Genomic DNA, 26,227 nt, shown 5'->3' on the forward strand with positions numbered 1-26,227 from the left:
GAACACGCCGCAGGTTTTCGCCCAGAAGGGGTTCAGAAGGGGTAACGTGGCGGCTCGCCCCGCATGGTGATCCACCGGGTCTCGGTGAACGCCTCGATGTTGGCCGCCGCCCCGCCGAACCGCGACCCGGTCCCGGACGCGCGCACGCCGCCGAAGGGGGCGTTGGCCTCGTCGTTCACCGTCTGGTCGTTGATGTGCACGATCCCGGTCGGGATGCGCTCGGCCACGGCCAGCCCGCGCATCGCGTCGCGGGTGACGATGCCCAGCGACAGGCCGTACTCGCTGGCGGCGGCGATCTCGGCGGCCTCCTCGGCCGACGAGACGCGGGTGACCGGCGCGACCGGGCCGAAGACCTCGTCGGCGAAAGCGGGCGCGGTCAGCGGCACGTCGGCCAGCACCGTCGGCCGGTAGAAGAGGTCCTCGTAGGAGCCGCCGGAGGCGAGCCTGGCGCCCTGGCCGACGCTCTCCGTGACCAGGCGGTGGATCTTGTCGCGCTGCCCGGCGTCGATGACCGGGCCGAGCGCGACCTCGCCGGTGGCCGGGTCGCCGACGGTGAGCGCGCCCGCCTTGGCGGCCAGGCGCTCCACGAACTCGTCGTAGAGGCGGCCGTCGACCAGGTGGCGGCCGGTGGTCATGCAGATCTGGCCCTGGTGGAAGAACGAGCCCCAGGCGGCCAGGTTCACCGCCGACTCCACGTCGGCGTCGTCCAGCACCAGCAGCGCGGAGTTGCCGCCGAGCTCCAGGTGGGCCCGCTTGAGATGGCGGCCGGCCAGCTCGCCGATGCGCCGGCCGACCGGGGTGGAGCCGGTGAAGGAGATGACGCGCACGTGCGGGTCGGCGATCAGCGCCTCGCCCACGTCCGGGCCGCCGGGCAGCATCTGGAGCACGCCCGGCGGCAGCCCGGCCTCCTCGAACACGCGCGCCATCAGCGTGCCGCCGGTGACGGCGGTACGCGGGTCGGGCTTGAGGAGGACCGCGTTGCCGAGCGCCAGCGCCGGGGCCACGGACCGGATGCCGAGGATGATCGGCACGTTGAACGGCGAGATCACCGCCACCACCCCGGCCGGCATGCGCCGGGCCATCGACAGGCGCGGCTGCTCCGACGGCAGCACCTCGCCGATCGCGCGGCCGGGCAGCGACGCCGCCTCGTAGCACTCCTCGGCGGCCACGTGCAGGGCGAACCCGGCCATGCCGGGCACCGCGCCCACCTCGCGGACGTTCCAGCCGCTGATCTCCTCGGCGTGCCGCTGCCACAGGTCACCGGCCCTGCGCAGCACGGCGGCCCGCGCGGTGTGCGGCAGGGCGGCCCACTCCCGCTGCGCCTCGGCGGCGGTGCGGGCGGCCTCGGCCACGTCCTCGGGGGAGGCCAGGCCCATGCGGCCGAGCTCGCCGCCGGTGGCGGGCTCGACGACGGCGTAGTCGCCGCCGCTCCCCGGCGTCCACGCGCCGGTCTTGAAGATCTTTCCTTGCCAGTCGGTGCCGTCGAGCAGTGTCACGGCCGTTCCCTTCTGTGTGAGTGTGGTGGTGCGGGCAGGGGCGGGGTCAGCCGCTCGACCAGGCGGGCGGCGTCGAGGACCAGGTCGTCCCGCCCGGCCGCGCCCGCCAGTTGCAGCCCGACGGGCAGTCCGCCGGCCAGCGCCACCGGCACCGAGACGGCCGGCAGCCCGGCGGCGTTGAACGGCGAGGTCAGCCGGGTCAGCAGCAGCTCGATCGGCCACTCGACCGGCCCGGCCGGCCCGGCGACCACGGCGGTCATCGCGCCGATCGGCGGCGCGGTGATCGGCACGGTCGCGCTGACCAGCACGTCGCAGGAGTCCAGGGCCCGCTCCAGCCGGGCCGTCATCCGGCGCAGGGCCTCCTCCTGCCGTCCGGTCTCCTCGGGTGCGGGCGGCGGCATCCGCATCAGCTCGGCCACGTCGGCCCCGAACAGGCCGGGCTCCCGCTCGAACGCCCGCCGGTGGAACGCGCCCGCCTCGCGCACGATCCTGGCCAGCACCGCCCCGGGCATCAGCGGCTCGTCGGGCACGGCGACGTCCTCGACGGGCACGCCGTGCTCCTCCAGCCGCGCCCGGGTGGCCGCGAGCGCCGCCCGCACGCCCGGCTCCAGGACCGCGTCGAAGTAGCCGCCCAGCCAGCCCACCCGCGGCGGCCGGGACGGGCCCGGCGCGAGCGGGGCGGCCAGGGCGCTCATCAGCCGCGCGGCGCCGTCGACGGTCGGGGCGAGCACGCCGAGGTGGTCCAGCGACGGCGCCAGCGGCAGCACCCCGTCGAGCGGGACGCGCCCCCGGGCCGGCTTGAACCCGACGCACCCGCTCAGCGCGGCCGGGATGCGCACGCTGCCCGCCGTGTCGGAGCCGAGCGCCCCGAGGCTGCTCCCGGCGGCGACCGAGGCCGCCGACCCGCCCGACGACCCGCCCGGCACGTGCCCGTGACGGTAGGGGTTGTGCGTGGGCCCGAAGAACGCGCTGTCGGTGCGCCCGCCCCAGGCCAGCTCGTGCGTGGCGTGCTTGCCGAGGATCACCGCGCCGGCCTCGCGCAGCGCGCGCACCGCGCTCGCGTCCCGCCCGGGCACGTGATCGGCGAACCGCGGCGAGCCGTACGCGGTCCGCACGCCCGCCGTGTCGATCAGGTCCTTGATCCCGATCGGCAGGCCGTGCAGCGGCCCGCGCACCGGCCCGGCCTCCAGCTCGGCGGCCCTGGCGCGGGCCTGCCCGGCCGTGACGAGGGCGTACGCGTTCAGGTGCGGCTCGGTCGCCTCGATCGCCGCCAGCATGCGCTCGGTCAGCTCGACCGGCGACGGCTCACTCGCGGACATCGGGCCTCCTCACGTGATAGCCGACGGGGAACAGGCTCAGCCCCGTACGGGAGCGCACCAGCCCCCACAGCCCGCCGGGCAGCCAGAGCGCCACCGCGATCCCGACCGCTCCCAGCACAACCAGATACCAGGAACCGTAGTCGGCGAGGAACTGCTGCATCGTGAAGAACACCAGCGCGCCGATCAGCGGCCCCTCGATGAACCCGATCCCGCCGATCACCACGATGAAGATCATGTACGCGGACCACTGCACGCTGAAGATCGCGTCGGGGTTGACGCTGAGCGAGCTGACCGTGATCACCCCGCCGGCCGCGCCGCACCCGGCCGCCGAGACGAGATAGACCAGCCGCTTGGCCCGCCCCACGTCGATCCCCGCCGAACCGGCGGCGGTCTCCTCGTCCCGCACCGCCATCAGCGACAGCCCGAGCCGGCCGCGCAGCAGCAGGTAGCAGCCCGCGATCGTGGCCAGCGCCAGAGCCAGCGCGATCCAGTACGTGAGCGCCCCGCGCAGCGTCTGGTCCAGCCCCGACAGCCCGGTCAGGCCCTTGCCGCTGCCGCCGCCGAGGCTGTCCACCCGCACCACCAGGAGCCGGTAGACCTCGGCGATCACCCAGGTGCCGACGGCGAAGTAGTCACCGCGCAGCCGGAACGCTAGCCACGACGTCGGCACCGCGAACACCGCGCAGGTCAGCGCCGCCAGCGGGACCGCCAGGTACGGCTGCACGCCCAGGTCGGCCAGCGCGATGACCGTGTAGGCGCCGATGCCCACGTAGGCCTGCTGGCCCACCGACACCAGCCCGCCGAAGCCCGCGAGCAGGTTCCACATGCTCGCCAGCGCGACCAGCACGAACAGGTTGACCAGCGTGTCGGTCACGGTGCTGAACACCAGGAACGGCAGCGCCGCGAGCAGGGCCGCGCCGGCCCCCATGACCAGGCCGGACAGCCGGGAGGCGCGGGCGGCCCGGCTGACGTGCGGCCCGCCCGCCGCGCGGGCGGTCACGAAATCGGAGAGCGTCATGCGGTCCGTCCAGCGAGCAGGCCCTGCGGCCGGAAGGCCAGCACGGCGAGGAAGACGAGATGGCCGGCGAGCAGGGTCAGCGCCGGGTCGGCCTGCGCGCTCAGCGACTGCGTGATGCCGAGCACCATGCCGCCGAGCAGCGTCCCCCACAGCGACCCGAGCCCGCCGATGACCACGGCCTCGAACGCGAAGATCAGCCGCGACGGCCCGATCGACGGGTCGAACGAGGACCGGATCGCGAACATCAGCCCGGCCAGCGCGACCGTCGCGAACGCGATGGCCGTGGCGATGCCGTAGACGTGCCGGCTGTCGGCCCCCATGAGCCTGGCGGTCTCCGCGTCGTCGGACGAGGCGCGCAGCATCCGGCCCAGCCCGGTACGCGACAGGAACAGCTGGATGCCGATCAGCACGGCCCCGGCCAGCACGAACGTCGTCAGCGACAGGTAGCCGACCGAGATCGCGCCGGACAGCTCGAACGAGCCCGTGGCGAACGCGCCGCCGTCGAGCGTGCGCGTGTCGGCGGAGAAGATCTCCAGCAGCACGTTCTGCAGCACGATCGACAGGCCGAACGTGACCAGCAGCGTCGCCAGCGGCCCGGCCGCCAGGCTCCGCTGCAGCAGCACCCGCTGCGTCAGGTAGCCGAGCAGCGCGAACAGCGGCACCGTCACCGCCAGCACCACCCACAGCGGCAGCCCCGTGCCGCCGATTAGCGCCAGCGCCAGGAACGAGGCGACCACGGCGAGGTCGCCGTGCGCCAGGTTCACGATGCGCATCACGCCGAACATCAGCGACAGGCCGGTGGCGAACAGCGCGTACAGGCCGCCCAGCAGGATTCCCTGGACGACGGCGTTGAGCCAGCCCATGTCAGTCGTGTCCTTCCTGGCCGGCAGGCCGGGCGTCGAGGCCGAAGTAGGCGTGCTCGACCTGTTCGGCGGTCAGGTCCCCGGGCCGCCCGTGCAGCACGGACCGGCCTTCGAGCAGGCAGTGCACCCGGTCGGCGACCCGCATGGCCTGGGAGACGTCCTGCTCGACGATGAGCGCGGTGGTGCCCGCGCCGACGATCTCCGGCAGCGCCTCGTAGATGCGGCGCACGATCACCGGCGCGAGGCCGAGCGACAGCTCGTCGATGAGCAGCAGGTCGGGGTTGGCCAGCAGCGCCCGGCCGATCGCCACCGCCTGCTGCTCGCCGCCCGAGAGCTGGGCGGCGTTCTGGCCGCGCCGCTCGGCCATCCACGGGAACAGCGCCTGCACGGCGCCGAGCGTCCACGGGCCGGGACGGCGCCGGTAGCCGCCGGCCAGCAGGTTCTCCTCCACGGTGAGGGAGCGGAACAGCCTGCGCCCCTCCGGCACCAGCGCGATCCCCGCCGAGACCCGCTTGTGGGCGGGCAGCCGGGTGATGTCGCGGCCGGCGAAGCCGATGGTGCCGGACGTCGGCAGGATCAGCCCGGCCAGCGCGCGCAGCAGCGTGGACTTGCCCGCGCCGTTCGCGCCGATGATCGCCAGCACCTCGCCCTGCCGCACGTCCAGGCTGAGGGCGTCCACGGCGCGCAACTGCCCGTGGTGGACGGTGAGGTCGCGGATGGACAGCAGAGTCACGGCCGCTCCTCCTCACCGGTGGTCGTCTCGGTCTCGGGTCCGCCGCCCAGGTAGAGCTCGCGCACCTTCGGGTCGGCCAGCACCCGCATCGGCTCGCCGTCGGCGACGACAGCCCCGCCCGCCAGGCACACCATCCGGCCCACGGTCTTGACCAGCGCGTGCACCACGTGCTCGATCCAGACCACGGCCAGCCCGTCGGCGTGCAGGCCGCGTACGACCGCGACCAGCTCGGCCACCTCCGGCTCGGTCAGGCCGCCCGCGACCTCGTCCAGCAGCAGGAGCCGGGGCGCGGTGCCCACGGCCCTGGCCACCTCCAGGCGCTTGCGCTGCAACAGCGTGAGCCGCCCGCCCGGGGTGTTGGCCAGCGCGGCCAGCCCGGTGCGCTCCAGCACGTCCATGGCGTGCGCCTGCGCCCGGCCGCCGCGCAGGCCCGCGCCCTGGTGGGCGCAGACCAGCACGTTCTCGAACACCGTGAGGTGCTCGAACGGCCTGGGCACCTGGTAGGTGCGGCCGATGCCCGCCCGGGTGCGCGCGTACGGCGGCACGCCGGTGACCTCCCGGCCGCCGAACCACACCGCGCCCCCGTCGGGACGCAGATCACCGGAGATCATCGCGAACAGGCTGGACTTGCCCGCGCCGTTCGGGCCGACGATCCCCAGCGCCTCGCCCGCCTCCACCGACAGCGTCAGCTTCTCGGCGACGGTCACCCTGCCGAAGCTCTTGGTGACGCCGTCCAGCCGCAACAGCGCCGCCATCACGGGTTCGTGGGCAGGAGGTCGCCGCCGACGGGAACGTCCTTGTTGGCGGAGTTGTCCACGATGACCACGTCCCACGGGAAGCGCTCACCCTTGCGCCACTGGCCACCCACCGGGTGCTGGATCGCGATGCCCGGCTGCGGCCCGGCGGTGAAGTCCAGCTTGCCGCTCATGCACTCGATCTTCATGCCGCGCAGCTTCGCCGCCACCTCGTCGCGGTCCTTGGGGTCGTCGGCCTCCTTGAACGCCTGCACCGCGATCTCGAACAGCGAGTACACCGAGCCGAGCGCCTGCGTCCACTGCTTGCCGGTCGCGGCGGCGAAGTCGTCGGCGAGCTGCTTGGCGCTGCGGCCGTCCAGCGTCGAGGCGTACGGGTGCGCCGGGCTCCACCAGAAGTCGGTGGCGATGTTGTCCGTCAGATCGCCCAGCGCCTCCGCCTCGGACGGGAACAGCATCACCTTCGCCACCGTGGCCAGCTTCGGCCTGAACCCCTGCTGCCTGGCCTGCTTCCAGAACGTCTGGAAGTCCGGCGGGATCGGCGCGCAGGTGAACAGCTCGGCCTCGGCCTCCTTGAACGCCGCGATCTGCGCGGTGAAGTCGGTGGCGCCGTTCTGGTACGCGCCGCCGTCGACCGGCGTGTAGCCGGACTTCTTCATCATCGGGCCGAGCCCCTGCCGGAAGGCGTTGGCGTCGGTGTCGTTCGGCCACAGCGCGGCCACGTTCTTGCCGGTCACACCCATGCGGTCCCACATGGGGAAGAAGCAGTCGGCGAACTCCTTCATGCCGAAGAAGAACAGCGTCGTGTACGTGAACCCCTCGCCGTCCTTGCCGCCCCGGCCGTGGAACCACGCCTCCCAGGGGGCGATCGTGGTCACGTTCGGGACGCCGTTGGCCTCGCACTGGTCGGCGACCGGGTTGGTGGTGTCGGGCGTCGACGAGCCGACGATCAGGTCCACCTTGTCGCTGTTGATGAGCTGGCGGGTGACCTCCGTGGCGCGGTTGGCGTTCGACTGGGTGTCCTTGACGACGATCTCGATCCGCCGCTTCACGCCGCCCGCGGTGAAGCCGTTGCGCAGCGCCTCCTGGATCTGCTCGACCACGAAGTTGTCGGCGGTGGCGAACCCGGCCAGCGGACCCGTCTGCGGGCTCACGTACCCGATCTTGAGGACGTCGGAGGACGAGCCGCCGGTGCCCTTCAGCCCGCCGCACGCGCCCACCAGGGACGTCCCGCCGAGCGCGGCGGCCGCTCTGAGGAAGGAACGGCGGTTCAGGCCGCCCGTTGAGGTGTCGCTCACGCCAAACTCCTTGTGTCGACGGTGCTCGGCGGGCATGAGGGGGCCGCGAGCACCGCGCTCGCTCTGGGGGTGGTTCGCTCGGCCACCTCGTCGCCGGGGGACGGCGCTGACCTGCGGTGGCGGGAAGTTGAGGCGACCGTACGGCCGCGTCAGCACCAGAGCAACACTCTGTTTCACGGGTTCGAACGCGATTTTCCTGGTCCGAACGCGCTATCCGTTCGGGCGGTACCCCAGGCGGCGGGAGATCTCGGCGGCCGTGCGCCGCAACGGCGGTTCGAGCCGCCCCGACAGCGTCTCCAGCGTGGTCGGCGCGATGGTCAGGTGCACCGCGACGTTCACCGCCGCCACCACCTCGCCCGTCCGGTCACGCACCGGCGCCGAGAACGACCGCAGCCCCGGCGCCAGCTCCTCGTCGTTCACCGCCACGCCGCTCTGCCGCACCTTGGCCAGCGCCGCGATCAGCTGCTCCCGGTTCGTGATCGTCCTCGGGCCGCGCCGCGCCATCTCCGTCCGGTCCAGAATCTGCCGCAGCGCCGCCGGATCCTTGTACGCCAGCAGCACCTTGCCCATCGACGTGCAGTAGGCGGGCAGCCGGGAGCCCACGTGCAGGTTGAGATCCATGGCCAGGGCGCTGCGCCGGCCGCTGCGCCTGCGGTCCACGTACACGACGTCCGGACCGTCGCACAGGCCCATGCTCACGGTGCAGCCCGTCTCGTCGGCCAGCGCCTGGAGCAGCGGCGCGGCCACCCCCGTGAGCTCCATCGAGTCGATCGCCGCGAATCCCAGGTCCACCACCTTGGGGCCGAGGAAGTACTTCTTGCTGTCCGGGTCCTGGCGGAGGTACTCCAGCTTGACCAGGGTCGTCACGTACCGGTGGGTCGTGCTCTTGTTCAGCCCGACGACCCGCGCCAGGTCGGCGATGCCCAGCACCGAACGGTCCGCCGTGAAGGCGGACAGGATGCGCAGCCCGCGCTCCAGGGACACCGAGAACGTGGCGGAGGCGCCCGTGGCGGCCCGGGGGCGGGCGGAATCGTCAGCGGTCACGGTTGGAATATAGTTCCAGCGTTTCGCAGGTTCGAACACATCCGAGCAAGGAGAGCGGGGCTCCATGCACAGCGAGAGCGCCCGGCCCGCCCAGGGCACCGGCACCGGCGGTCCCACGGGCGGCTTCACCGGCCATTTCATCGACGGCGAGTGGGTCGCCGCCCGGTCCGGCCGCTCCTACCCCAACCGTTCACCCTGGACGGGCGAGGTGCTCGGCGAGGTCGCCGCAGGCGACGCCGACGACGCCGACCGCGCCGTCGACGCCGCCCACCGCGCCTTCCCCGGCTGGTCCCGCCTGCCGCCCGCCGAACGCCAGCAGATCTTCCTGCGCGCCGCCGACCTCCTGCTCGCCCGCCGCGCCGAGGCCGCCGCCGCCCTCGCCGCCGAAACCGGCTGCGGCCGCCACTTCGGCGACGTGCAGATCGACTTCTCCGTACGGCTGCTCCGCCAGGCCGCCCAGCTCGCCTACCGCCCCACCGGCGAACTCCTGCCCTCCGACCTGCCCGGCACCCAGGCGATGGCCGTACGCCGCCCCGTCGGCGTCGTCGGCGCCATCGCGCCGTGGAACTCCTCGCTCGCCCTCGGCGGCCGGGCGAGCATCGGGCCCCTCGCCCTCGGCAACACGGTCGTGCTGAAACCCTCCGAGGAGTCACCCCGCACCGGCGGCGCCCTGTGGGCCGAGATCCTGCACGAGGCCGGGCTGCCCGCCGGCGCGTTCAACGTCGTCACCCACGCCCCCGGCGAAGCCGGCGCCGTCGGCGACGCGCTGCTGGCCTCCCCGCACGTCAAACGCGTCAACTTCACCGGCTCCACCGCCACCGGACGCCGCCTCGCCGAGAAGGCCGGACGCCACCTCAAACGCCTCGTCCTCCAGCTCAGCGGCCAGAACCCGCTCATCGTCGCCGCCGACGCCGACCTCGGCCACGCCGTCGACGCCGCCATCTACGGCGCCTTCGTCCACCAGGGCCAGGTGTGCATGTGCGCCCGCCGCGTCTACGTCGAACGCCCGCTCGCCGACGCCTTCACCGCCCGCTTCGCGGCCAGGGCGGCGGCGCTGCCCACCGGCGACCCGGCCGACCCCGCCACCGTCGTCGGCCCCGTCATCAACGAATGGGCGCTGGCCCTGCTCGACCGCCGCGTCAAGGAAGCCGTCGCCCTCGGCGCCCGCGTCCTCGCCGGCGGCCACCCGCGCCCGCCCTGCTACCCGGCGACCGTCCTCACCGACGTCCCCGCCGAGGCCGAGCTCGCCCAGGCCGAGACGTTCGGGCCGGTGGTGATCCTGGAGGTGGTCGACACCGCCGAAGAGGCGGTCGCCCGCGCCAACGCCTCCGACCTGGGCCTGGCCGCCTCCGTCATCACCGCCGACCCCCGCCGCGGCCTCCGCCTCGCCGCCGCCCTGGAAGCCGGCATCGTGCACGTCAACGACCAGCCCGTCAACGACGAGCCGCACATGCCGTTCGGCGGCGTCAAGGACAGCGGCTGGGGCCGCTTCGGCCTCGGCTTCGCCGCCGAGGAGTTCTGCGACCTCCAATGGATCACCACCCGCGACACCCCCCGCCCCTACCCCTTCTAACCCCACCCTCGTCCCAGGTCCCGCGGGTGCCGCGGGTCCGCCCCCACCCTCGTCCCAGGTCCCGCGGGTGCCGCGGGTCCGCCCCCGCCCAGGCCCGCGTTCGCTCGGGTCCGCCCCCGCTCGGGTCCGCGTTCGCTCGGGTCCGCCCCCGCTCGGGTCCGCGTTCGCTCGGGTCCGCGTTCGCGCCACTTCGGAGTGGGGCCTGACCCCCCGGGCCGGGGGTTGGGGGGCGGTGCGGGGACAATGCGGGCATGAGCGCTCTGCTGTCCCACCTCGGAGCCGGCCTGCCGATCCTCGCCGCGCCGATGGCCGGTGGACCGAGCACCCCCGACCTGGTGGTCGCCGCCGCACGCGCAGGCGGCCTCGGGTTCCTCGCCGCCGGCTACAAGAGCCCCGACCTGCTCGCCACCCAGATCCAGGCGGTACGCGCGGCGGGCGTGCCGTTCGGCGTCAACGTGTTCGCCCCCAACCCGGTCCCCGTCGACCCGGCAGCCTACCGCGCGTACGCGGCCGAGGTGCGGCGCGAGGCCGACCCGTACGGCCTCACCCTGCCCGCCGACCCGATCGAGGACGACGACCACTGGGCCGACAAGCTCGACCTGCTCGTCACCGACCCCGTCCCGTGGGTGTCGTTCACCTTCGGCCTGCCGGGCAGCGCGGCCGTCACGGCCCTGCGCGACGCCGGCACCACCGTCCTGCAGACCGTCACCACCGCCGACGAGGCCCGCGCAGCCGCCGACGCGGGCGTGGACGCGCTCATCGTCCAGGCCCCCGCCGCCGGCGGCCACTCCGCCACCCTGACCCCGGCCACCCCGCCGCCGCTGTCCGTCACCCTCCCCGACCTGATCGCCCAGGTACGCCAGGCCGTCGGCGGCCTCCCGATCATCGGCGCGGGCGGGATCGCCACCGCCGCCGACGTGGCCGCCACCCTGCGCGCCGGAGCCGAAGCCGTCATGGTCGGCACCGTCCTGCTGCGCACCCACGAGAGCGGCGCCTCCGAACCGCACAAGAACGCCCTCACCGACCCCGCCTTCGACGGCACGGTCGTCACCCGCGCCTTCACCGGCCGCCCCGCCCGCGCCCTGCGCAACCACTTCACCGACCGCTACGACGCCGTCGCCCCGCCCGGCTACCCCGCCCTGCACCACCTCACCAGCCCGCTCCGCAAGGCCGCCACCGCCGCCGGCGACGCCCGGCTCATCCACCTCTGGGCCGGCACCGGCCACCGCCACGCCCGCCCGGAACCCACCCCCGAAACCCTCACCCGCCTCGCCGCCGCCCTCTGACCCCTCCCAACAGCCCCGAACGCCTGTACCCCCGCAGCCTCCCCGCCGAGGCCACCAGCCGCCCGCCCCCGTGGGCCGTCCCCCGGGCTGGGCGCACCTGATCCGGGCGCGCCTGTGCGGGGCGCATCCCGCGCCGGGCGCACCTGTGCGGGGGCGAACCCCTTGCCGGGCACACCTGTGCGAGTGCGCACGTGCCGGGCCCACCCTGAGCGGGGGCACCCGTGTAAGGGGCGCACCCCCGTGCGGGGCTTCCCCGTGCGGGGCCTTCTCGTGCGCGCCTCCCAGGGCGGCGCTTCCCCGTGTAGGAGCGCACCCCGTGCGGGGACGCTCCGTGCGGGGACGCTTCGTGCGGGGACGCTTCGTGCGGGGACGCTTCGTGCGGGGACGCTTCGGAAGCAGCGGGCTGCCCGGTGCCGGGGGGTGCGCTGGAGGTCACGCAGGGGGTGGGAGGAGGGCGTCGCAGGTGGTGGTGATGAGGGTGTCGACCGTCGCGGGCGGGGGCCGGTGGTCCAGGAGGTGGCGGCGGACGGCGGCGTACGGGACGTCGATCGTGGCGAAGGTCAGGCGCTCCCGGTCCACGCCCGGGTGGCGGGCGGTGTAGGCGTCCAGGGCGTCGCCCACTTCGGCGTTGAGGGTGGCGAGGTCGGGGCCGAGTTCGGCGGGCCATCGGGCGGCCAGGTCGTGGCGCCGGTGGAGCAGCAGCAGGGCGCCTTCGGCGGGGTGGCGGCGGCACCAGCGGGGGGTGTGCAGTGCCGCCTCACGGGCGTCGCCGGCGGTGAGCGCGTCGACGAAGCCGCGCTGGAAGCTCCGTACGGTGCGGATCCACAGGGTGGCGAGCATGAGGTCGCGGGAGCCGAACCGGTGGTACAGGGACCCGGTCGGAGCGCCGAGCCGGGCGGCGACGGCGCCCATGGTGGCGGCCGGGGGGCCGTCGGCGGCCGTGATGGCCAGGGCGGCGTCGAGGATCTGGTCGCGGTCGAACTTGGCTGCTCTGCCCACGCGGTGTACCTTCCGGTAATAGTGAGTACGTTCTAGAATATCGCATCTACAAAGAGGAGTCCGCATGTCCACGGCGTCCGAGGTCGTCCGAGGCTTTTACCGCGCCGCCCAAGCGGGCGACGGTGGCGCGATCCTCGCGCTGCTGCATCCGGAGTTCCGCGCCCGCACCGCGCCGGGCATGCCGTGCGGGGCGGGAGGCGCGTTCGAGGGGCCGGAGGAGACGCTGGTCCGGGTGTGGGGTGCGGTGTTCGCCGCGTACGACACCGCGCCCTACGCCGAGAGCTGGCACGAGACCGCCGACGGCCTGGTGGTGGTCACCGGCTCCTACCGGGGCGCGTCGCGCGCGAGCGGCCGCGCGTACGAGGCGGAGTTCGCCCATCTGTGGCGTGTCACCGACGGCCGGATCTCCTGGCTGCACCAGTACACCGACACCGCCCGCTGGCACGAGGCCCTGGCCGCACCCGCCTGAGCCGCCCCCGGGCGGGGGTGCGGATAGGCTGCGCTGTCGTGGAAGCGGGGGCCGGGCGGTTCGTCATCGGTGAGGGGTACGCGTTCTACCGGGGGCCGTCGGCGGGCGTCGGCGAGCATCGGCACGCCGCCTACCAGGTGACCGCCGCCGACGTGGGCGAAGCGGTCGTGGTGGACGAGTCGGGCGTTTGCCATCGGGGCGCGGCGGTGATCGTGCCGCCCCTGGTGCGCCACCGCATGCCGGCGGCGGCCGGGCTGCGCACCTGGTTCGTGGAGCCGCAGTGCGCGTTCGCCGCCGTGCTGCGCGCTCGCTGCGGGACCGGCGTCACGGTGGCGGGCGACCTGCGCGGGCTGCGGGAGGAGGACGTGCGGTTCGCCGGCCGGCCGTCCGGCGCGCTCGACCCGAGGCTGCTGGCGGCGATGGAGGCGCTGGCCCGCCCGGACGTACGGGTCGCCGCCGCGGCGGCCGAGGCCGGGCTGTCCCCGCAACGCCTGCGCGCCCTGGCCGTGCGGCAGCTCGGGATGCCGCTCGCGCGCTGGCGCATCTGGCGCTGCCTGACGCGGGCGGCCAGGGCGTTGAGCGAGGGACGCTCGATCGCCGAGGCCGCGGTCGACGGCGGCTTCGCCGACCAGGCGCACTTCCACCGGCGGCTGCGCGAGATGATCGGGCTCACCCCGGCGGCCGTGGTCCCGATGGTGCGCCGGTCAGCCCCGCGCGGCGACGTACACGGAGATTGAGCCGGTCACCGTGGGCACCACGGCGGTTTCCCGTACGTCATCGAACCCCGCGCCGGTCATCAGCGCGGGCAGCACGCCGTCGGCGTTGGGCTGGGTGTCCTGCCGCCCGTCGGCGAGCTGCACGGTGCGGAACGCCAGCCGCATCAGCGCGGTCCGCTGCAGCCCGTAGTCGGCGATCACCAGCTTACCGCCGGGCCGCAGGACGGCGTGCGCCGAGGCGAGGATCGCCCGTTTCATCGGCAGCGGGCACTGGTGGAGGACCAGGCTCGACACGGCGGTGTCGGCGGAGCCGGGGGCGATGAGCCCGGTCAGCGCGTCGCCCATGCCGAGCAGCCAGCGCGGGGCGTGCGGGGCGTCGCCGGACTTGCGCCGGGCCAGCGCCAGCGTCTCCGGGCCGGGGTCGACGCCGACGATCCGGGCCCGGGGTTCGAGGCGGTGCAGGAGCATCGCCTGGGTGCCGGTGCCGCAGCCGACGTCCACGATCGTGTCGCCCGGCCGGGGCGCCACCTGCGCGGCCACCAGGCGGCGCCAGAGCCGTTCCCGGGTGAGGGCGCGCAGCACCGGGTCGTACAGCCGGGTGAGGCCGAGGCGGCCCAGGGCGGGGGTGAAGGTCCGTTCAGACATGGGCGCAGTATCGGCCGCCCGGCGGCGCGCGGTCTTGAACGGAACGCTCGCCCCTGAGGAGGGAGGGGGCTCAAGTGGGCAGGGTCGCGGTGGTGGTGAACCCCGGCTCCAGGTGCGCGGTGTCGTTGAAGCGGCGCAGGACCCAGCGGGCGCCGGTCAGGACCAGGTGCGACACCGACCCGTTGTCCGCGCCGAGGAACGCGAACGGCCGCGACCCCGTGGCCTGGGCCAGCGCCTCCGCGATCACCCCGGCGTGGGTGACGACGACGATCCGCCCGTCCGGGTGGGCGGCGGCGAGCCGGGCGAGCGCGTCGCGGACCCGGCCGGAGAAGGCCGCCGCGGGCTCCGCGCCCGGGATCGCGTCCCAGCGTTCCTCGGCCGTCATCCGCCGGGCGGCCGGATGCCCTTCGGCGACCATGCGCCGGAACAGTCCGCCCTCCCACTCGCCCAGGTGCACCTCGCGTAGTCCCGGCTCCACGACCGGCGTCAGGCCGAGCCGCGCGGCCAGCGGCGCGGCGGTCTGGACGGTGCGCCGCAGCGTCGTCACGTAAACGGCGTCGACGCGCTCGGCGGCGAGCCGCCGCGCCACCCGCTCGGCCTGCTCGCGGCCCTCGGGCGCGAGCTCCGGGTCGCCGTGGCCGTCCACCAGCGGGAACGGCCGGTCCGGGCGCGCCGGCTCGGACTCGCCGTGCCGCACCAGCAGAACCTCGGCGGCCCCGGGCGGCGTACGGAACCGGCTCTGCCGGTACGCGACCGGCTTGTCACTCACAGATCCCACAGCTACCGAACATTACTCTACTGATCGGGTCCGCGCCCGGGCCCGTAGGCCGATTCGTTGCCGGGTTCGGTCTTGACGCGCCCGAGATCACCGGCAAGCATCACCGCAACCGGACCGGCAGCCGCCGCCCGGCGCGGCAAGGAAGGTGATCGCGTGGCCCAGCCCGGCACGCCCTCCGCCCCGGCGCGGACACCCGCGTGGCGCTACGCCATCGGGATGTTGGGCACGTCCATCCCGATCAACATGATCAAGGGATCGATGATCCTCTTCTACGTCGACATCCTCGGGCTCGACGTCCGGGCGTACGGCGCGGTCATGGTGATCTACGCGGTCATCGACGCGATCGACAACCCGCTGCTCGGCCACCTCTCCGACCGCACCAGGACCCGGTACGGCCGGCGCCGGCCCTGGCTGCTCGCCGGCGCGCCGATGCTCGCCGCCTGCATGATCGCGTTCTTCTCCGCGCCGGAGTCGCTGGACGGCATCGGGCTCGTGCTGTGGTTCGCGGTGTTCGCGATCCTGTGCGAGGCTTTCGACTCGATGCTCAACGCCAACTACGGCGCGCTGCTGCCCGAGCTCTACCCGAAGGAGCGCGACCGGGCGGTCGCCAACAGCCTGCGCCAGGGCTTCCAGCTCGTCGCCCTGGTCATCTCGCTCGCCGTCACCCCGGTGCTCACCACCGGCGTGTTCGGCACCGAGGACAGCACCGAGGGCTTCCGGACCACCGCGATCATCTACGGCGTGATCGCGTTCGCCGTCATCGCGTTCATGGCGCTCGGCGCGCGCGAGCGGCCCCGCTACTCCACCCGGGAGCGGCCCCGGCTGCTGCCCAGCGTGTGGTCGATCGTGCGCAACCGGATGTTCTGGACGGTCGGGCTCACCGGGGCCTGCTACGGGATCGCGATGGCGCTCGTGCTCTCCGGCATCCAGCTCTACGTCCGCTACTCGCTCGGGCTGCCCGTCGGCAACGCCCTCTACCTCCAGGGCATCGTCATCCTCGTCACGGCGGGCGGCCTCGTCGTGTGGACGCGCGTCGTGGCCCGGCGCGGCGCGCTGCGGGCCTGGCGGCTCGCCTTCGCGGTCCTCGCGGTCGGGTTCGCCGCCCTGTTCCTCGCCACCGACCTCGTCACCGCCATCGCCGCCGGGGTGCTCGTCGGGGCCGGCTGGTCGGGGATGCTCGCCACGAACGACCTCATCGTCGCCCGGGTCCTGGACGCCGACGCGGTGCGCAACGGGGAGCATCGCGAAGGGCTCTTCCTGTCGGCGTTCGGGTTCTTCGGCCGGCTCAACGGCATCGTGACCGGGCTCGCGCTCACCTCGCTGGGCGTCTTCTTCGGCTACAACTCGGGCGACGACCCCGGCGCCGACCCGGGCCTCGCCTTCCGCGTCTACCTGTGCGTCTACCCGTTCGCCCTGACGGCCGCCGGCGCGATCGCGGCACGCTTCGTCTCCGTACCGCTGGAGACGGTCCCGCTGGAGACGGTTCCCCTGGAGACGGGCCCGCCGGAGACGCCGCCCAAGGCCGCCGACCCGCCGCCTGCCGACTCGCAGCCTGCCGACTCGCCGCCCGCGGACTCGCCGCCTTCCGGTCCGCCGCCCGCTGGCCCGGCGGGCGAGGCGGCGGGGGAGCGTTCCCCGTGACGCGGCGGGTGGTGATCACGGCGGACGACCTCGGCAGGGAGCCCGGGACGACGGATGTCATCGCCGGCCTGCTCGCCGAGGGGCACGTCAGCGCGACGACGCTCATCTGCGTCTCGCCCGAGGCCGATCGGGCCGCCGCCCGGGTGCGCGAGCTCGGCGTCGTGCCCCGGGTGCACGTGACGCTCACCAGCGAGCGCGGGCTCCCGCGCTGGCGGCCGCTGAACGGCGGGGCGAGCCTCGCCGACCCCGACGGCACGCTGAGCGACGACCCGATGGTGCTCGGGGCGCGCGGCGAGGCGGGCGACGTCATCGGCGAGGCGGACGCGCAACTGCGCTGGATGCGTGAGCGCGGCGCCGCGCCCGTCGCGGCCGACTCCCACGCCGGCACCCTGTACGGGCTGCACGGCAGGTCATGGCTGGCCGAGGCGCTCGAGTGGTGCGCCCGCCACGGCCTCGCCTTCCGGCTGCCCCGCGACCCGGAGCCGTACTTCGGCAGGCCGCTGCCGCCCCCGCTGGCCGCGGCGCACGAGCGGGCCGTCGCGTACGCCGACGCCCTGGGCGTCGCCCTCCCCCGGACGATCGCCACCAACCGGCGCACGGCCGCCGACCTGGGCGGCTACGAGCGGCTCCGCGACGACTACCTGCGCCGGCTCGCCGCCCTGCCGGAGGGCACCAGCGAGCTGTTCCTGCACCCGTCGAGCGAGGACGCGGTCACCGGCCCCGACGGCGTCGTCCGCACGTGGGAGGCGCGGCTGCTGCGGGACCCGGTGTGGCTCGACGCCCTCCGCAGCGAGGACGTCGAGGTGGTCCCGGGCTGGTGGCCCTGATCCCGGCCGAGCTGGGCCTGGCCCCGTAAGGCCCAGCCGGCCTGCGGCCCGCTGCCCGGCCAACTGCCAGTGCCGGCCAACTGCCAGTGCCGGCCCGCCGTCAGTGGCCGACGGGCTGGTGGCCGCCGCTGTTGGCGGCGCGGGCCGGCAGGAGCAGGGCCGTGGCGACCACGGCCACCGACAGCACCGCCCCGATGACGAACGCCAGCCGCATCCCGCCGAGCGTGGCGAGCGTGTCGGTGACGCCGGTCGCCTTCAGCGTCTCGGCCCGCGCGCTCATCACGGTGACGACGAGCGCGGTGCCGAACGCGGCGGCGACCTGCTGCAGCGTGCTCAGGATCGAGCTGCCGTGGGAGTAGAGCGGCGGCGGGACGGCGCCGAGCCCCAGCGTGAACACCGGCGTGAAGGTCGCCGCCAGGCTCACCATGAGCAGCGCGTGCAGGCCGAGCACCTGCCAGTAGGGCATGGTCATCGACACCTGCGTGAACCCGGCGAGCGCGAGCATGATCCCGATCGCCCCGGGGACGACGAGCACCCGGCCGCCGAACCGGTCGAACAGGCGGCCGACGGTCGGCCCGAGCAGCCCCATCGCCAGTCCGCCCGGCATGACCAGCAGGCCGGTCTCCAGGGCGCTGAGCCCCCGGACGCTCTGCAGGTAGAGCGGCAGCAGGATCATCGAGCCGAGCATCGCCATGAAGGCCACCGACATCATGATCAGTGCCACCGTGTAGGTGCGGTGGCGCAGGGTGCGCAGGTCGAGCAGCGGCACGCCACGCTTCTGCAGCGAGAGCTGGCGCAGCACGAAGACGCCGATGGTGACGAGCCCGGCCACCACGATCGCGGAGGCCACCCGGACGTCGCCGCCCTCGAACCGGCTGAGCCCGTAGACGAGGCCGCCGAAGCCGGCCGCGGCGGTGACGGCGCTGAGCCAGTCGATGCTGCTCACCTGGCTCTCGCCGACGTTCTCCAGGCGCTTGAGCCCGCCCCAGGTGATCAGGGCGGCGATCGGCAGCACGACGGCGAACAGCAGGCGCCACGACCCGAAGTGGAGGATGATGCCGGACACGGTCGGGCCCATCGCGGGCGCGACCGACATGGCCAGCGTGACATTGCCCATCACCCGGCCCCGGTCCTCCTCGGGCACCACTCTCATCAGCGTGGTCATCAACAGCGGCATCATGACGGCGGTGCCGGCCGCCTGGATGATCCGGGCCCCCAGCAGCACCTCGAACGTCGGCGCCACGATGGCCAGTGCGGTGCCGGCCAGGAACAACCCCATCGCGGTGGCATAGGCGCTGCGGGTGGACACCCGCTGCAGGAACCAGCCGGTGATCGGGATCACCGCGGCCATGGTCAGCATGAAGGCCGTCGAGAGCCACTGCGCGGTCTGCTCGGTGATGTGCAGCGCGCTCATCAACCGGGGGATCGCGTTGATCATGATGGTCTCGTTGAGGATGACCACGAAGGTGGCCAGCACCAGCAGCCGGATCACGGGCGGCGTGCGGCCTTTCCTGGTGGCCGCGGGCGTGGCAGGTGGATCGAGCAGTCGGCTGGACACGGTACCTCGTTCGGGGTCGCGGGGTGGAAAGCGGTCAGGGCCGGTGTCCCGGCCGTCGGTCTCACATGAAGATGCGGACATGTACAGACTGACCGGCGCCACTGACAAAACTCATCGACCGTGCCCAGCATTCCGGGATGTGCGGTGAGATGTCACCTGGTTTTCACCGCACGGTTCCCGGGAAAAGATCAGCGGCCCGCCGCCGCCGGCGCGTCGCGGGCGGCATGGCCGAACACCTCGTCCCGCACCCGGGCGAGCGCCAGATCCATCGCCCCGACCAGCACCGGGTTGCCCTCGACGGCCGACAGCAGCACCCGCAGCCGCTCGGCGTCGAGCACCCGCAGCTCGCGCTCGACGAGGTCGCGCAGCCGTTCGCCACCGGCTGACACCAGGCTCCCGGCCAGCACGACGAGCCCCGGGTCGACGACCGAGGCGATGGTCGCCAGGCCGAGCGCGATCCGCGCGGCCACCGTGCGCAGCCCGGCGGCGGCCTCCTCGGCGGCCCGCCCGGTGCCGCCCGCCAGGCGCACGGCGGCGGCGACCGACTCGTGGAAGTCGGCGCCGTGGACGCCGTAGGAGCGCAGCAGGTCCTGCACGGCGGGCCCGCCGGCCAGCGCCTGATAGCCGTGGTGACCGAACCTGCCGCCGCCGTCGCGGGCGGTGGCCGCGCCCGGGATGGGCATGTAGCCGATCTCGCCCGCGCCGCCGAAGAAGCCGCGGTGCAGCCGCCCGCCGATCACCAGCGCGGCCCCCAGACCCTCGCCCGCCCACAGCAGCACGAAGTCGGGGCACCCGGCCGCCGCGCCGTGCGCCTGCTCGGCGAGCGCGACGAGGTTGACGTCGTTCTCCACGTCGACGGTGACGCCGAGACCGGCGGTGAGCGTCGGCACCAGGTCGGGGATCTGCCAGCCGGGCATGTCCTCGGCGGTGGCGTAGTCGAGCCGCCCGGTCGTGGGGTCGACGGCCCCCTGCACGCCGATGACGACGCGGTGCAGCGGGCCGGGCGGACGCGCCGCCTCGACGGCCGCCCGCAACCGCGCGGTCAGGTCGCCGTCCGCCGGTGACGGCGCGGGACAGCGGGCCTCGCCGGCGACCGCGCCGGTGATGTCGGCCACCTGTACGTCGATCCGCTCCGGCGTGACGTCGAGCGCGGCCACGTACGCGGCGGCGGCGTTGACCCGGTAGACCTCGGCGGTGCGGCCGGGCTGGCCCGCCCGGACGCCGTCGCTGACCACCAGGCCCGCCTCCTGGAGCCGGGCCAGGAGCTGGAAGGCCGTCGGCTTGGACAGGCCGGTCAGCTCGCTCAGCTCGGGCCGGGTCAGCGGGCCCTTCTCCAGCAGGATGCGCAGCGCGGCGCGGTCGTTGATCGCGCGCATCAGCCTCGGAGTGCCGTGGACAGGCGGCTTCACGTCACCTCCCGCGTCGGCGTCACGTTGACGTCAACGTGAGAGCGTACAGGGCGATGGCCGCGAAATCGTCGGCCGGCTCGGAGGCCTGCCAGGAGCGGACGTCGTCGGCGAAGCGGCTGCCGTGGCCGGTGAAGCGCTCGTAGCGGTCCTTGCCGTCGGCGGGGCAGGGCGGCATCTCCTCGAAGTGCCCGCCGAGGCCGTCCTCGAACAGTTTCGCGTCGTTGGGCCCGTTGACGACGGCGCCGGTGGCGGGCCTGCCGGTGATGTTGGCGATCTGGTGGTGCGGGCAGGCGATCGAGCGCTTGCCCACACCGGCGACGAAGGAGACGCCCCACGGGTTCGCGCCGAGCGCCCAGTTGCGCTGCTGGGTGCCGAAGGCGTCGTAGGCGCGCGACCCGGTCGCCGACCGGTAGAGGCGGGCCGTGGCGGCCAGGCCGAAGGCGTGCGGCACCGAGTCGAACGCGTCGTAGCGCGCCCCGGCGCGGAACGGGTCGGCGGCGGCCCGGCGCGCCCCGAGGTCGAGCTGCGCCCGGAGCCCGGCGACGAGGTCGGCCTCGGTGACGGCCAGCCCGCCCGAGCCCGCCGCGCGCATGGCCTTGAGGAGGTCGGCGTGGGCCAGCGCGCTCACGTCGTACAGGTTGAGCGTGTCGCCCTGCTCCTCGTCGAGGTAGCCGCGCGCCCAGCGGGCCGACTCGGCCAGCCAGCGCCCGGCGCGCGGGTCGCCCAGGCGCTGCGCGGCCAGGGCCAGCTCGGCGCCGCCGAGCTGCATGTCGTCGCGCCAGACGCTCTCGGGGTAGAAGGCGTGCGGCAGGGAGGTCACCAGCCGGTCCACGCCGGTCGTCCTGGCCATGCCGTAGACGGAGGCCGCCTTGGCCAGCAGCTCGCGGGCGCGTTCGAGCGAGGGTTCGAGCTGGGCGGCCAGGGCGAAGGCGGCGGCGGTGCGCCCGGCCAGGTTGGGGCTGATCGGCGCGCCGGGGGCGGCGGCGCGGAAGACCGGGCGGTTGCGGATGAAGTGGTGGCCTGCGGCGGTGTCGCCGTCGTCGGCCTCCGGCAGGCGCCAGACGTCGTGGTCGCCGACGAACGTGCCCTCGGCGTTGCCGGCGCCGATGCCGACCTGGATGTAGAGGGTCTTCGACTCCTCATCCCACATCTTGTCCAGATATTTCAGCCCGTGGGTGGCTTCGGCCCGCAGGGCGGAACCGCGTACCTCGCCGTCCCGCTGGGCCGCCCACAGCAGCGTGTCCACGTACGCCAGGATGTGCGTGAACTTGAGATAGTCGCCCGCGTCGAACCAGCCGCCCTCGACGTCGACCGGCCCGCCGATCTTCTTCAGCTCGCCCTTGACCTGGTCGGTGTCGGGCCCGGTGAACTCGGGCCAGTCGTAGACCGAGGCGGCCCGGTCGTTGAGGTGGCTGGGCCTGCGCGTCGCCTCGGCGCCGTCGCGCTGGAGGCCGAAGAAGCCCACCACCTTGGCCGCCGTGTCGCCCTTCGGCGCGATCTCGAACTCGGCCGAGGTCGCCCCGCCCGCCTTGACCCGGTAGCGGCCGGGCGTGCGCAGCCGGGTCAGGTCGAGGTCGTGGACGTGCGGGTAGCGGCTGTTCCAGGCGCCCCGGTCCCGGCCGGCGCGCCCGGTGAGCACCACCCGGCCCCGGTGGTCGACCACGGTGAAGCGCCCGGCGGCCCGCTGCCGCGTCATCAGGTAGGCGTGCTTGGCCTCCTCCGGCCAGTAGCCGACCTGGTCCACCCGGACGTGCGCGGGCGGCGCGGCCTGGGCGGGGGCGTTCGTCGTGGCCAGCGTGGCCGCCAGCAGAGCCGGCGCGAGCGCGGCGGGGATCAGCTTTCTCATCCGCTCCTCCTGAAGTGATCGCGAACACGGGTCCGCGCGGTCTCGGCCGCGCCGAGCAGGTCGAGTCCGGCCAGGGCGGCGCCCGCGACAGGGGGGAGGGTGCTGACCACGACGCTCGCGTCCGGCGCGCTCGCGCCGATCGCGGACTCGATCATCCCATGCAGGTACGGGTCCCGCGCGGTCAGCACGCTCCCGCCGAGCACCACCTCGGCGGGCGTGCGCAGCAGGCCGAGCCGGTCCAGGCAGACCGTGGCCATCACCGCGACCTCCTCGGCCTGCCGCGCGACCACGCCCCTGGCCACGGCGTCGCCGTCGCCGGCCACGGCGAGCAGGCCCGGCACCAGCTCGTGCAGCCGGGCCGGATCCAGCTCGCCGAAGTGCAGGGCGAGCACCACCTCCGTGACGCTCGCCGTGCCGAAGTGCGTGACGACCAGGTCGGCCAGCGCGGTGGCCGGGCCGCGGCCGTCCTCCATGCGGGCGGCGTGCCACAGCACCCGGTCGGCCAGGTCCTCGCCGCCGCCCCAGTCGCCGCTGCGCCTGCCGAGCGCGGGGAAGCGCGCGACCTCGCCGGACGGGGAGACGCCCGCGGCGTTCATCCCGGCCCCGCACACGACGACGACGCCCCACGGCCTCGACGCGCCCGCCCGCAGCACCGCGAACGTGTCGTTGGCCACCGACACCTCGCCCGCGCAGCCGAGCGCCAGGAACTCGGCGCGCAGCGCGTCCTCCTCGGCGGGGAAGTCGGCCCCGGCCAGGAAGGCGGCCATCACGTCGGCGTACGGCGCGGCCAGGCCGTCGCGCAGCGCCCGCGCGCCGCGCTCCACCACGCCGGCGGCGACGTCCACCCCGGCGCTCTGCGGCACGAACGGGCCGGTCCGGCCGGTCGCGAGCACCGCGCCGTCCTCGGCGACCAGCGCGAGGTCGGTCTTGCTGTTGCCGCCGTCGACCGCCAGGATCGTCCTCATCCGGCGGCCTCCAGCAGCCCCGCCAGCTCGCGCGCCAGGTGCTCCTGGCCGACGAGCGGGTGGGCGAGCAGCGCGTCGGTGACCCGGTCGCGCCCGCCGCGCAGGGCGGCGTCGAGAGCCAGCGTCTCGTACGCCGACACGTGCGCGACCAGGCCGGCGTACAGCGGCTCCAGCGGGGCGACGGGCAGCGGCTCGGCCCCGGAGGCGGTGATCCTGGCCGGGACCTCGATGACCGCGTCGTCCGGCAGGAACGGCAGCGTGCCGCCGTTGCGCACGTTGACGACCTGGGTGTCGCCCCGGTCGCCCAGCAGCGAGGCGATCAGCGCGACGGCCGCCTCGGAGTAGAACGCGCCGCCCCGCCGCGCCAGCAGCTCCGGCTTGGCGTCCACCGACGGGTCGGCGTACAACTGCAGCAGCTCCCGCTCCATCGCGGCCACCTGCGCCGCCCGGGGCGGCTCCGCGCGCTGCTCGGCCACGACGAGGTCGTGGGCGTAGTAGTAGCGCAGGTAGTACGACGGCACCGCGCCGAGCCTCGACAGCAGCGCCCGCGGCAGCCCGACGTCGGCGGCGATCTCCTGGCCGCGCTCGCGGAGCAGGTCCGGCAGCACGTCCTCCCCGTCGAGCCAGACCGCGCGCACCCACGTCAGGTGGTTGAGCCCGGCGTGGCCGAGCGCCACCCGCGACGGCTCGACGCCGAGCATGGCGGCGAAGCGGCGCTGGAAGCCGATCGCCACGTTGCACAGCCCGATCGCCCGGTGCCCGGCGTCCAGCAGCGCCCTGGTGACGATCCCCACCGGGTTGGTGAAGTCGACGATCCAGGCGTCGGGGGCGTGCGCGCGTACCTGCTCGGCGAGGTCGAGGACCACCGGCACCGTGCGCAGCGCCTTGGCCAGGCCGCCCGCGCCCGTCGTCTCCTGGCCGACGCAGCCGCACCGCAAGGGCAGCGTCTCGTCCGAGGCGCGGGCCGCCTGCCCGCCCACCCGCAACTGCAGCAGGACGACCGCCGCCCCGGCGACGCCCTCGCGCACGTCGCCGGTCGCGGTCACCGTCGCCGGGTGCCCGGCCGCGCGCAGCATCCGGCGGGCCATGCCCGCCACCAGCTCCAGCCGCTCCGCGGCCGGATCCACCAGGACCAGCTCCGTCAGCGGCAGCTCATCCCGTAACCGGGCGAACCCGTCCACCAGCTCCGGCGTGTACGTCGAGCCGCCCCCGACCACGGCGAGTTTCAACCCTTGACTCCCGTCAATGTGACGCCCTCGATGAAGACCCGCTGGGCGAAGAGGAAAACGATGATCACCGGCGCCGTCACCAGCAGGGTGGCGGCCATGGTGAGGTTCCACTGCACGCTGTGGAACGCCTTGAAGGTGGCCAGCCCCAGCGACAGGGTCCAGCCCTCCTGGTCGACCCCCGCGTACAGCAGCGGCCCGTAGTAGTCGTTCCAGCAGTAGAAGAACGAGAACAGCGCCACCGCCGCGATCGCCGGGCGGGCCATCGGCAGGATGACGGTGAACAGGATCCGCACGTCCGAGCAGCCGTCCACCCGGGCCGCGTCGGTGTAGTCGCGCGGGATCGTGATGAGGAACTGGCGCAACAGGAAGATCGAGAACGCGTCGCCGAACAGCATCGGCAGGATCAGCGGCCACAGCGAGTCCGTCAGGTCCAGCCGCGCCCACACCAGGTAGATCGGCACCGCGACGACCTGCGGAGGCAGCATCATCGCGCTGATCACCACGAGGAACGCCGCCCTGCGCCCCCGGAACCGGAACCTGGCCAGCGCGTAGGCCGCCGGGACCGACGACACCAGCATGAACAGCGTCGCCAGGGACGCGTACAGGAAGGTGTTGACCGTCCACGTGAGCAGCTCGGAGCGGGCGAACACGTCGGCGAAGTTGGCCCAGTTCCACTGCCGCGGCCACAGCTCGCTCGTGAGCGCCTGCTCGTCGGTCATGAGCGCGGTCAGCGCCACGAACACGACAGGGCCGAGGAACATCAGCGCCAGCGCGATGGCCAGCGCGTGCTGGGCGATCCACATCAGCGTGCGCCTGCGCGTCACGACGCCGCCTCCGCCCGGCCGAACTGGCGCAGCAGCACCAGCGTGAAGCCCATCGCCACCACGAACAGCAGCAGCGCGTGCACGCAGGCCAGCCCCATCGACCAGTCGCGGAACCCGGTGTGGAACAGGTGCTGGGGCAGCGTGAGCAGCGAGCCGTCCGGGTAGCCCGGGGTGAACGTGGTGCCGGCCGAGTCGGTCGCCCCGGACGCCACCCGGGAGGCGATCATCGCCTGGGTGAAGTACTGCACCGCGTAGATCACCCCGGTGACCGCTGAGAACATCAGCACCGGCGAGATGACCGGCAGCGTGACGCTGCGGAACTGCCGCCAGGCGCCCGCCCCGTCGATCGCGGCGGCCTCGTACAGGTGCCTGGGCACGTCGAGCAGCGCCGCCAGGAAGATCATGATGGTGTTGCCCGCCCCCCACAGGGCGAGCAGGGTGAGGCTGGGCTTGGCCCACGCGGCGCTGCCGAACCAGTCGGGGCCGGTGATCCCGAGCCGGGCCAGTGCCTGGTTGACCGGGCCGGTCGCCGGGTTCAGCAGATAGACGAAGGCGACCGTGCCGGCCACCATCGGCACCAGCGACGGCAGGTAGAAGATCGTCCGCAGCACGCCGCCGCCGCTCTTCAGCTTGGCCAGCAGTTGCGCCACGCCGAGCGCGAACACCACCTGGGCCGGGACCATGAACACCACGAGCCACAGCGTGTTGAGCGCCGACTGCAGCACGCGGGGGTCGGAGAAGGCGTAACGGTAGTTGTCCAGGCCGATGAACTCCAGCGTGAACAGGTCGTAGCGGTGGAAGGAGAAGTAGACCGTCGACAGCAGCGGGTAGACGAAGAAGAGCGCCACGCCGACGAGCCACGGCGACAGCCACAGCAGGGCGCGGGCGCCCTCGCCGCGCCACCACCGGGGCGGTGGCGCGATCCGGGTGGAGACCATC

At 74.2% G+C, this 26,227-nt stretch carries 24 protein-coding genes; 6 read left to right on the forward strand and 18 right to left on the reverse strand.

What is annotated here, in order from left to right:
• Window positions 1-32: 32 nt before the first annotated feature.
• The 8 genes from ACWDXC_RS18380 to ACWDXC_RS18415 form a co-directional block, all read right to left on the reverse strand.
• Window positions 33-1,496, reverse strand: a complete 1,464-nt coding sequence (locus ACWDXC_RS18380) for a benzaldehyde dehydrogenase (RefSeq protein ID WP_449983128.1) — start codon at window positions 1,494-1,496, stop codon at window positions 33-35.
• The gene (locus ACWDXC_RS18385; RefSeq protein WP_449983131.1) at window positions 1,493-2,815 is read right to left on the reverse strand and encodes an amidase; all 1,323 of its coding nucleotides are present in this window, start codon (window positions 2,813-2,815) and stop codon (window positions 1,493-1,495) included. Before ACWDXC_RS18385 ends, ACWDXC_RS18380 begins: the two co-directional genes overlap by 4 nt.
• Window positions 2,802-3,833: a branched-chain amino acid ABC transporter permease gene (locus ACWDXC_RS18390; protein WP_449983134.1), complete on the reverse strand. Its 1,032-nt coding sequence runs from the start codon at window positions 3,831-3,833 to the stop codon at window positions 2,802-2,804. Before ACWDXC_RS18390 ends, ACWDXC_RS18385 begins: the two co-directional genes overlap by 14 nt.
• The gene (locus ACWDXC_RS18395) at window positions 3,830-4,696 is read right to left on the reverse strand and encodes a branched-chain amino acid ABC transporter permease (protein ID WP_449983138.1); all 867 of its coding nucleotides are present in this window, start codon (window positions 4,694-4,696) and stop codon (window positions 3,830-3,832) included. Before ACWDXC_RS18395 ends, ACWDXC_RS18390 begins: the two co-directional genes overlap by 4 nt.
• 1 nt (window position 4,697) lies before the next feature.
• Window positions 4,698-5,429 (reverse strand): ABC transporter ATP-binding protein, encoded by a 732-nt coding sequence (locus tag ACWDXC_RS18400; protein ID WP_449983141.1) that lies wholly within the window; start codon window positions 5,427-5,429, stop codon window positions 4,698-4,700.
• On the reverse strand, window positions 5,426-6,184 hold the full coding sequence (locus ACWDXC_RS18405; protein ID WP_449983143.1) for an ABC transporter ATP-binding protein: 759 nt from the start codon (window positions 6,182-6,184) through the stop codon (window positions 5,426-5,428). The genes ACWDXC_RS18400 and ACWDXC_RS18405 overlap by 4 nt, the downstream gene beginning before the upstream one ends.
• Window positions 6,184-7,479, reverse strand: coding sequence for an ABC transporter substrate-binding protein (locus ACWDXC_RS18410; protein WP_449983146.1), 1,296 nt, complete (start codon window positions 7,477-7,479; stop codon window positions 6,184-6,186). Before ACWDXC_RS18410 ends, ACWDXC_RS18405 begins: the two co-directional genes overlap by 1 nt.
• Window positions 7,480-7,689: 210 nt before the next feature.
• A complete protein-coding gene (locus tag ACWDXC_RS18415) occupies window positions 7,690-8,523 on the reverse strand; it encodes an IclR family transcriptional regulator (protein WP_308126143.1) in 834 nt (277 codons plus the stop codon).
• Window positions 8,524-8,587: 64 nt separating this feature from the next.
• Between ACWDXC_RS18415 and ACWDXC_RS18420 the strand changes: the two genes are divergently transcribed.
• Both ACWDXC_RS18420 and ACWDXC_RS18425 read left to right on the forward strand, forming a co-directional pair.
• Window positions 8,588-10,096, forward strand: a complete 1,509-nt coding sequence (locus tag ACWDXC_RS18420; RefSeq protein ID WP_449983151.1) for an aldehyde dehydrogenase family protein — start codon at window positions 8,588-8,590, stop codon at window positions 10,094-10,096.
• A 251-nt stretch (window positions 10,097-10,347) separates the two neighbouring features.
• A complete protein-coding gene (locus tag ACWDXC_RS18425; RefSeq protein ID WP_449983154.1) occupies window positions 10,348-11,382 on the forward strand; it encodes a nitronate monooxygenase in 1,035 nt (344 codons plus the stop codon).
• Between the two features lie 432 nt (window positions 11,383-11,814).
• Here ACWDXC_RS18425 and ACWDXC_RS18430 read toward each other — a convergent pair whose 3' ends face one another.
• Window positions 11,815-12,381, reverse strand: a complete 567-nt coding sequence (locus tag ACWDXC_RS18430; protein ID WP_357591009.1) for a TetR/AcrR family transcriptional regulator — start codon at window positions 12,379-12,381, stop codon at window positions 11,815-11,817.
• Between the two features lie 64 nt (window positions 12,382-12,445).
• Here ACWDXC_RS18430 and ACWDXC_RS18435 point away from each other — a divergent pair, with 64 nt between their 5' ends.
• Window positions 12,446-12,850, forward strand: coding sequence for a nuclear transport factor 2 family protein (locus ACWDXC_RS18435; RefSeq protein WP_364182504.1), 405 nt, complete (start codon window positions 12,446-12,448; stop codon window positions 12,848-12,850).
• Window positions 12,851-12,888: 38 nt separating this feature from the next.
• A complete protein-coding gene (locus tag ACWDXC_RS18440) occupies window positions 12,889-13,587 on the forward strand; it encodes a helix-turn-helix domain-containing protein (RefSeq protein ID WP_449983157.1) in 699 nt (232 codons plus the stop codon).
• Here ACWDXC_RS18440 and ACWDXC_RS18445 read toward each other — a convergent pair.
• Together ACWDXC_RS18445 and ACWDXC_RS18450 are read right to left on the reverse strand one after the other, a co-directional pair.
• The gene (locus ACWDXC_RS18445) at window positions 13,555-14,211 is read right to left on the reverse strand and encodes a class I SAM-dependent methyltransferase (protein WP_449983160.1); all 657 of its coding nucleotides are present in this window, start codon (window positions 14,209-14,211) and stop codon (window positions 13,555-13,557) included. The two genes, ACWDXC_RS18440 and ACWDXC_RS18445, sit on opposite strands and share 33 nt — an antisense overlap.
• Before the next feature lie 70 nt (window positions 14,212-14,281).
• Window positions 14,282-14,980, reverse strand: coding sequence for a histidine phosphatase family protein (locus tag ACWDXC_RS18450; RefSeq protein WP_219513164.1), 699 nt, complete (start codon window positions 14,978-14,980; stop codon window positions 14,282-14,284).
• Window positions 14,981-15,142: 162 nt separating this feature from the next.
• On the opposite strand from ACWDXC_RS18450, the gene ACWDXC_RS18455 reads away from it, so the two are divergent.
• A complete protein-coding gene (locus tag ACWDXC_RS18455) occupies window positions 15,143-16,630 on the forward strand; it encodes an MFS transporter (protein ID WP_449983163.1) in 1,488 nt (495 codons plus the stop codon).
• Window positions 16,627-17,457 (forward strand): carbohydrate deacetylase, encoded by an 831-nt coding sequence (locus ACWDXC_RS18460; RefSeq protein ID WP_449983166.1) that lies wholly within the window; start codon window positions 16,627-16,629, stop codon window positions 17,455-17,457. The genes ACWDXC_RS18455 and ACWDXC_RS18460 overlap by 4 nt, the downstream gene beginning before the upstream one ends.
• A 100-nt stretch (window positions 17,458-17,557) precedes the next feature.
• On the opposite strand, the gene ACWDXC_RS18465 is transcribed toward ACWDXC_RS18460, so the two are convergent.
• The 7 genes from ACWDXC_RS18465 to ACWDXC_RS18495 form a co-directional block, all read right to left on the reverse strand.
• A complete protein-coding gene (locus ACWDXC_RS18465) occupies window positions 17,558-19,015 on the reverse strand; it encodes an MDR family MFS transporter (RefSeq protein ID WP_449983169.1) in 1,458 nt (485 codons plus the stop codon).
• Between the two features lie 188 nt (window positions 19,016-19,203).
• Window positions 19,204-20,424, reverse strand: a complete 1,221-nt coding sequence (locus ACWDXC_RS18470) for an ROK family transcriptional regulator (protein ID WP_449983171.1) — start codon at window positions 20,422-20,424, stop codon at window positions 19,204-19,206.
• A 19-nt stretch (window positions 20,425-20,443) separates the two neighbouring features.
• Window positions 20,444-22,270, reverse strand: coding sequence for a glycoside hydrolase family 9 protein (locus ACWDXC_RS18475; RefSeq protein WP_449983173.1), 1,827 nt, complete (start codon window positions 22,268-22,270; stop codon window positions 20,444-20,446).
• A complete protein-coding gene (locus ACWDXC_RS18480) occupies window positions 22,267-23,235 on the reverse strand; it encodes an N-acetylglucosamine kinase (protein WP_449983176.1) in 969 nt (322 codons plus the stop codon). The genes ACWDXC_RS18475 and ACWDXC_RS18480 overlap by 4 nt, the downstream gene beginning before the upstream one ends.
• Window positions 23,232-24,464 carry a 6-phospho-beta-glucosidase gene (locus ACWDXC_RS18485; protein WP_449983179.1) on the reverse strand — a complete coding sequence of 411 codons (1,233 nt, stop codon included), beginning with the start codon at window positions 24,462-24,464 and terminating at the stop codon, window positions 23,232-23,234. Before ACWDXC_RS18485 ends, ACWDXC_RS18480 begins: the two co-directional genes overlap by 4 nt.
• Window positions 24,461-25,288 (reverse strand): carbohydrate ABC transporter permease, encoded by an 828-nt coding sequence (locus ACWDXC_RS18490; protein ID WP_308126096.1) that lies wholly within the window; start codon window positions 25,286-25,288, stop codon window positions 24,461-24,463. The genes ACWDXC_RS18485 and ACWDXC_RS18490 overlap by 4 nt, the downstream gene beginning before the upstream one ends.
• Entirely contained in the window at window positions 25,285-26,226 is a 942-nt protein-coding gene (locus tag ACWDXC_RS18495; protein WP_219513192.1) for a carbohydrate ABC transporter permease, read from the reverse strand. Before ACWDXC_RS18495 ends, ACWDXC_RS18490 begins: the two co-directional genes overlap by 4 nt.
• Window position 26,227 lies beyond the last annotated feature (1 nt).

This window comes from Nonomuraea sp. NPDC003214, assembly GCF_053590035.1.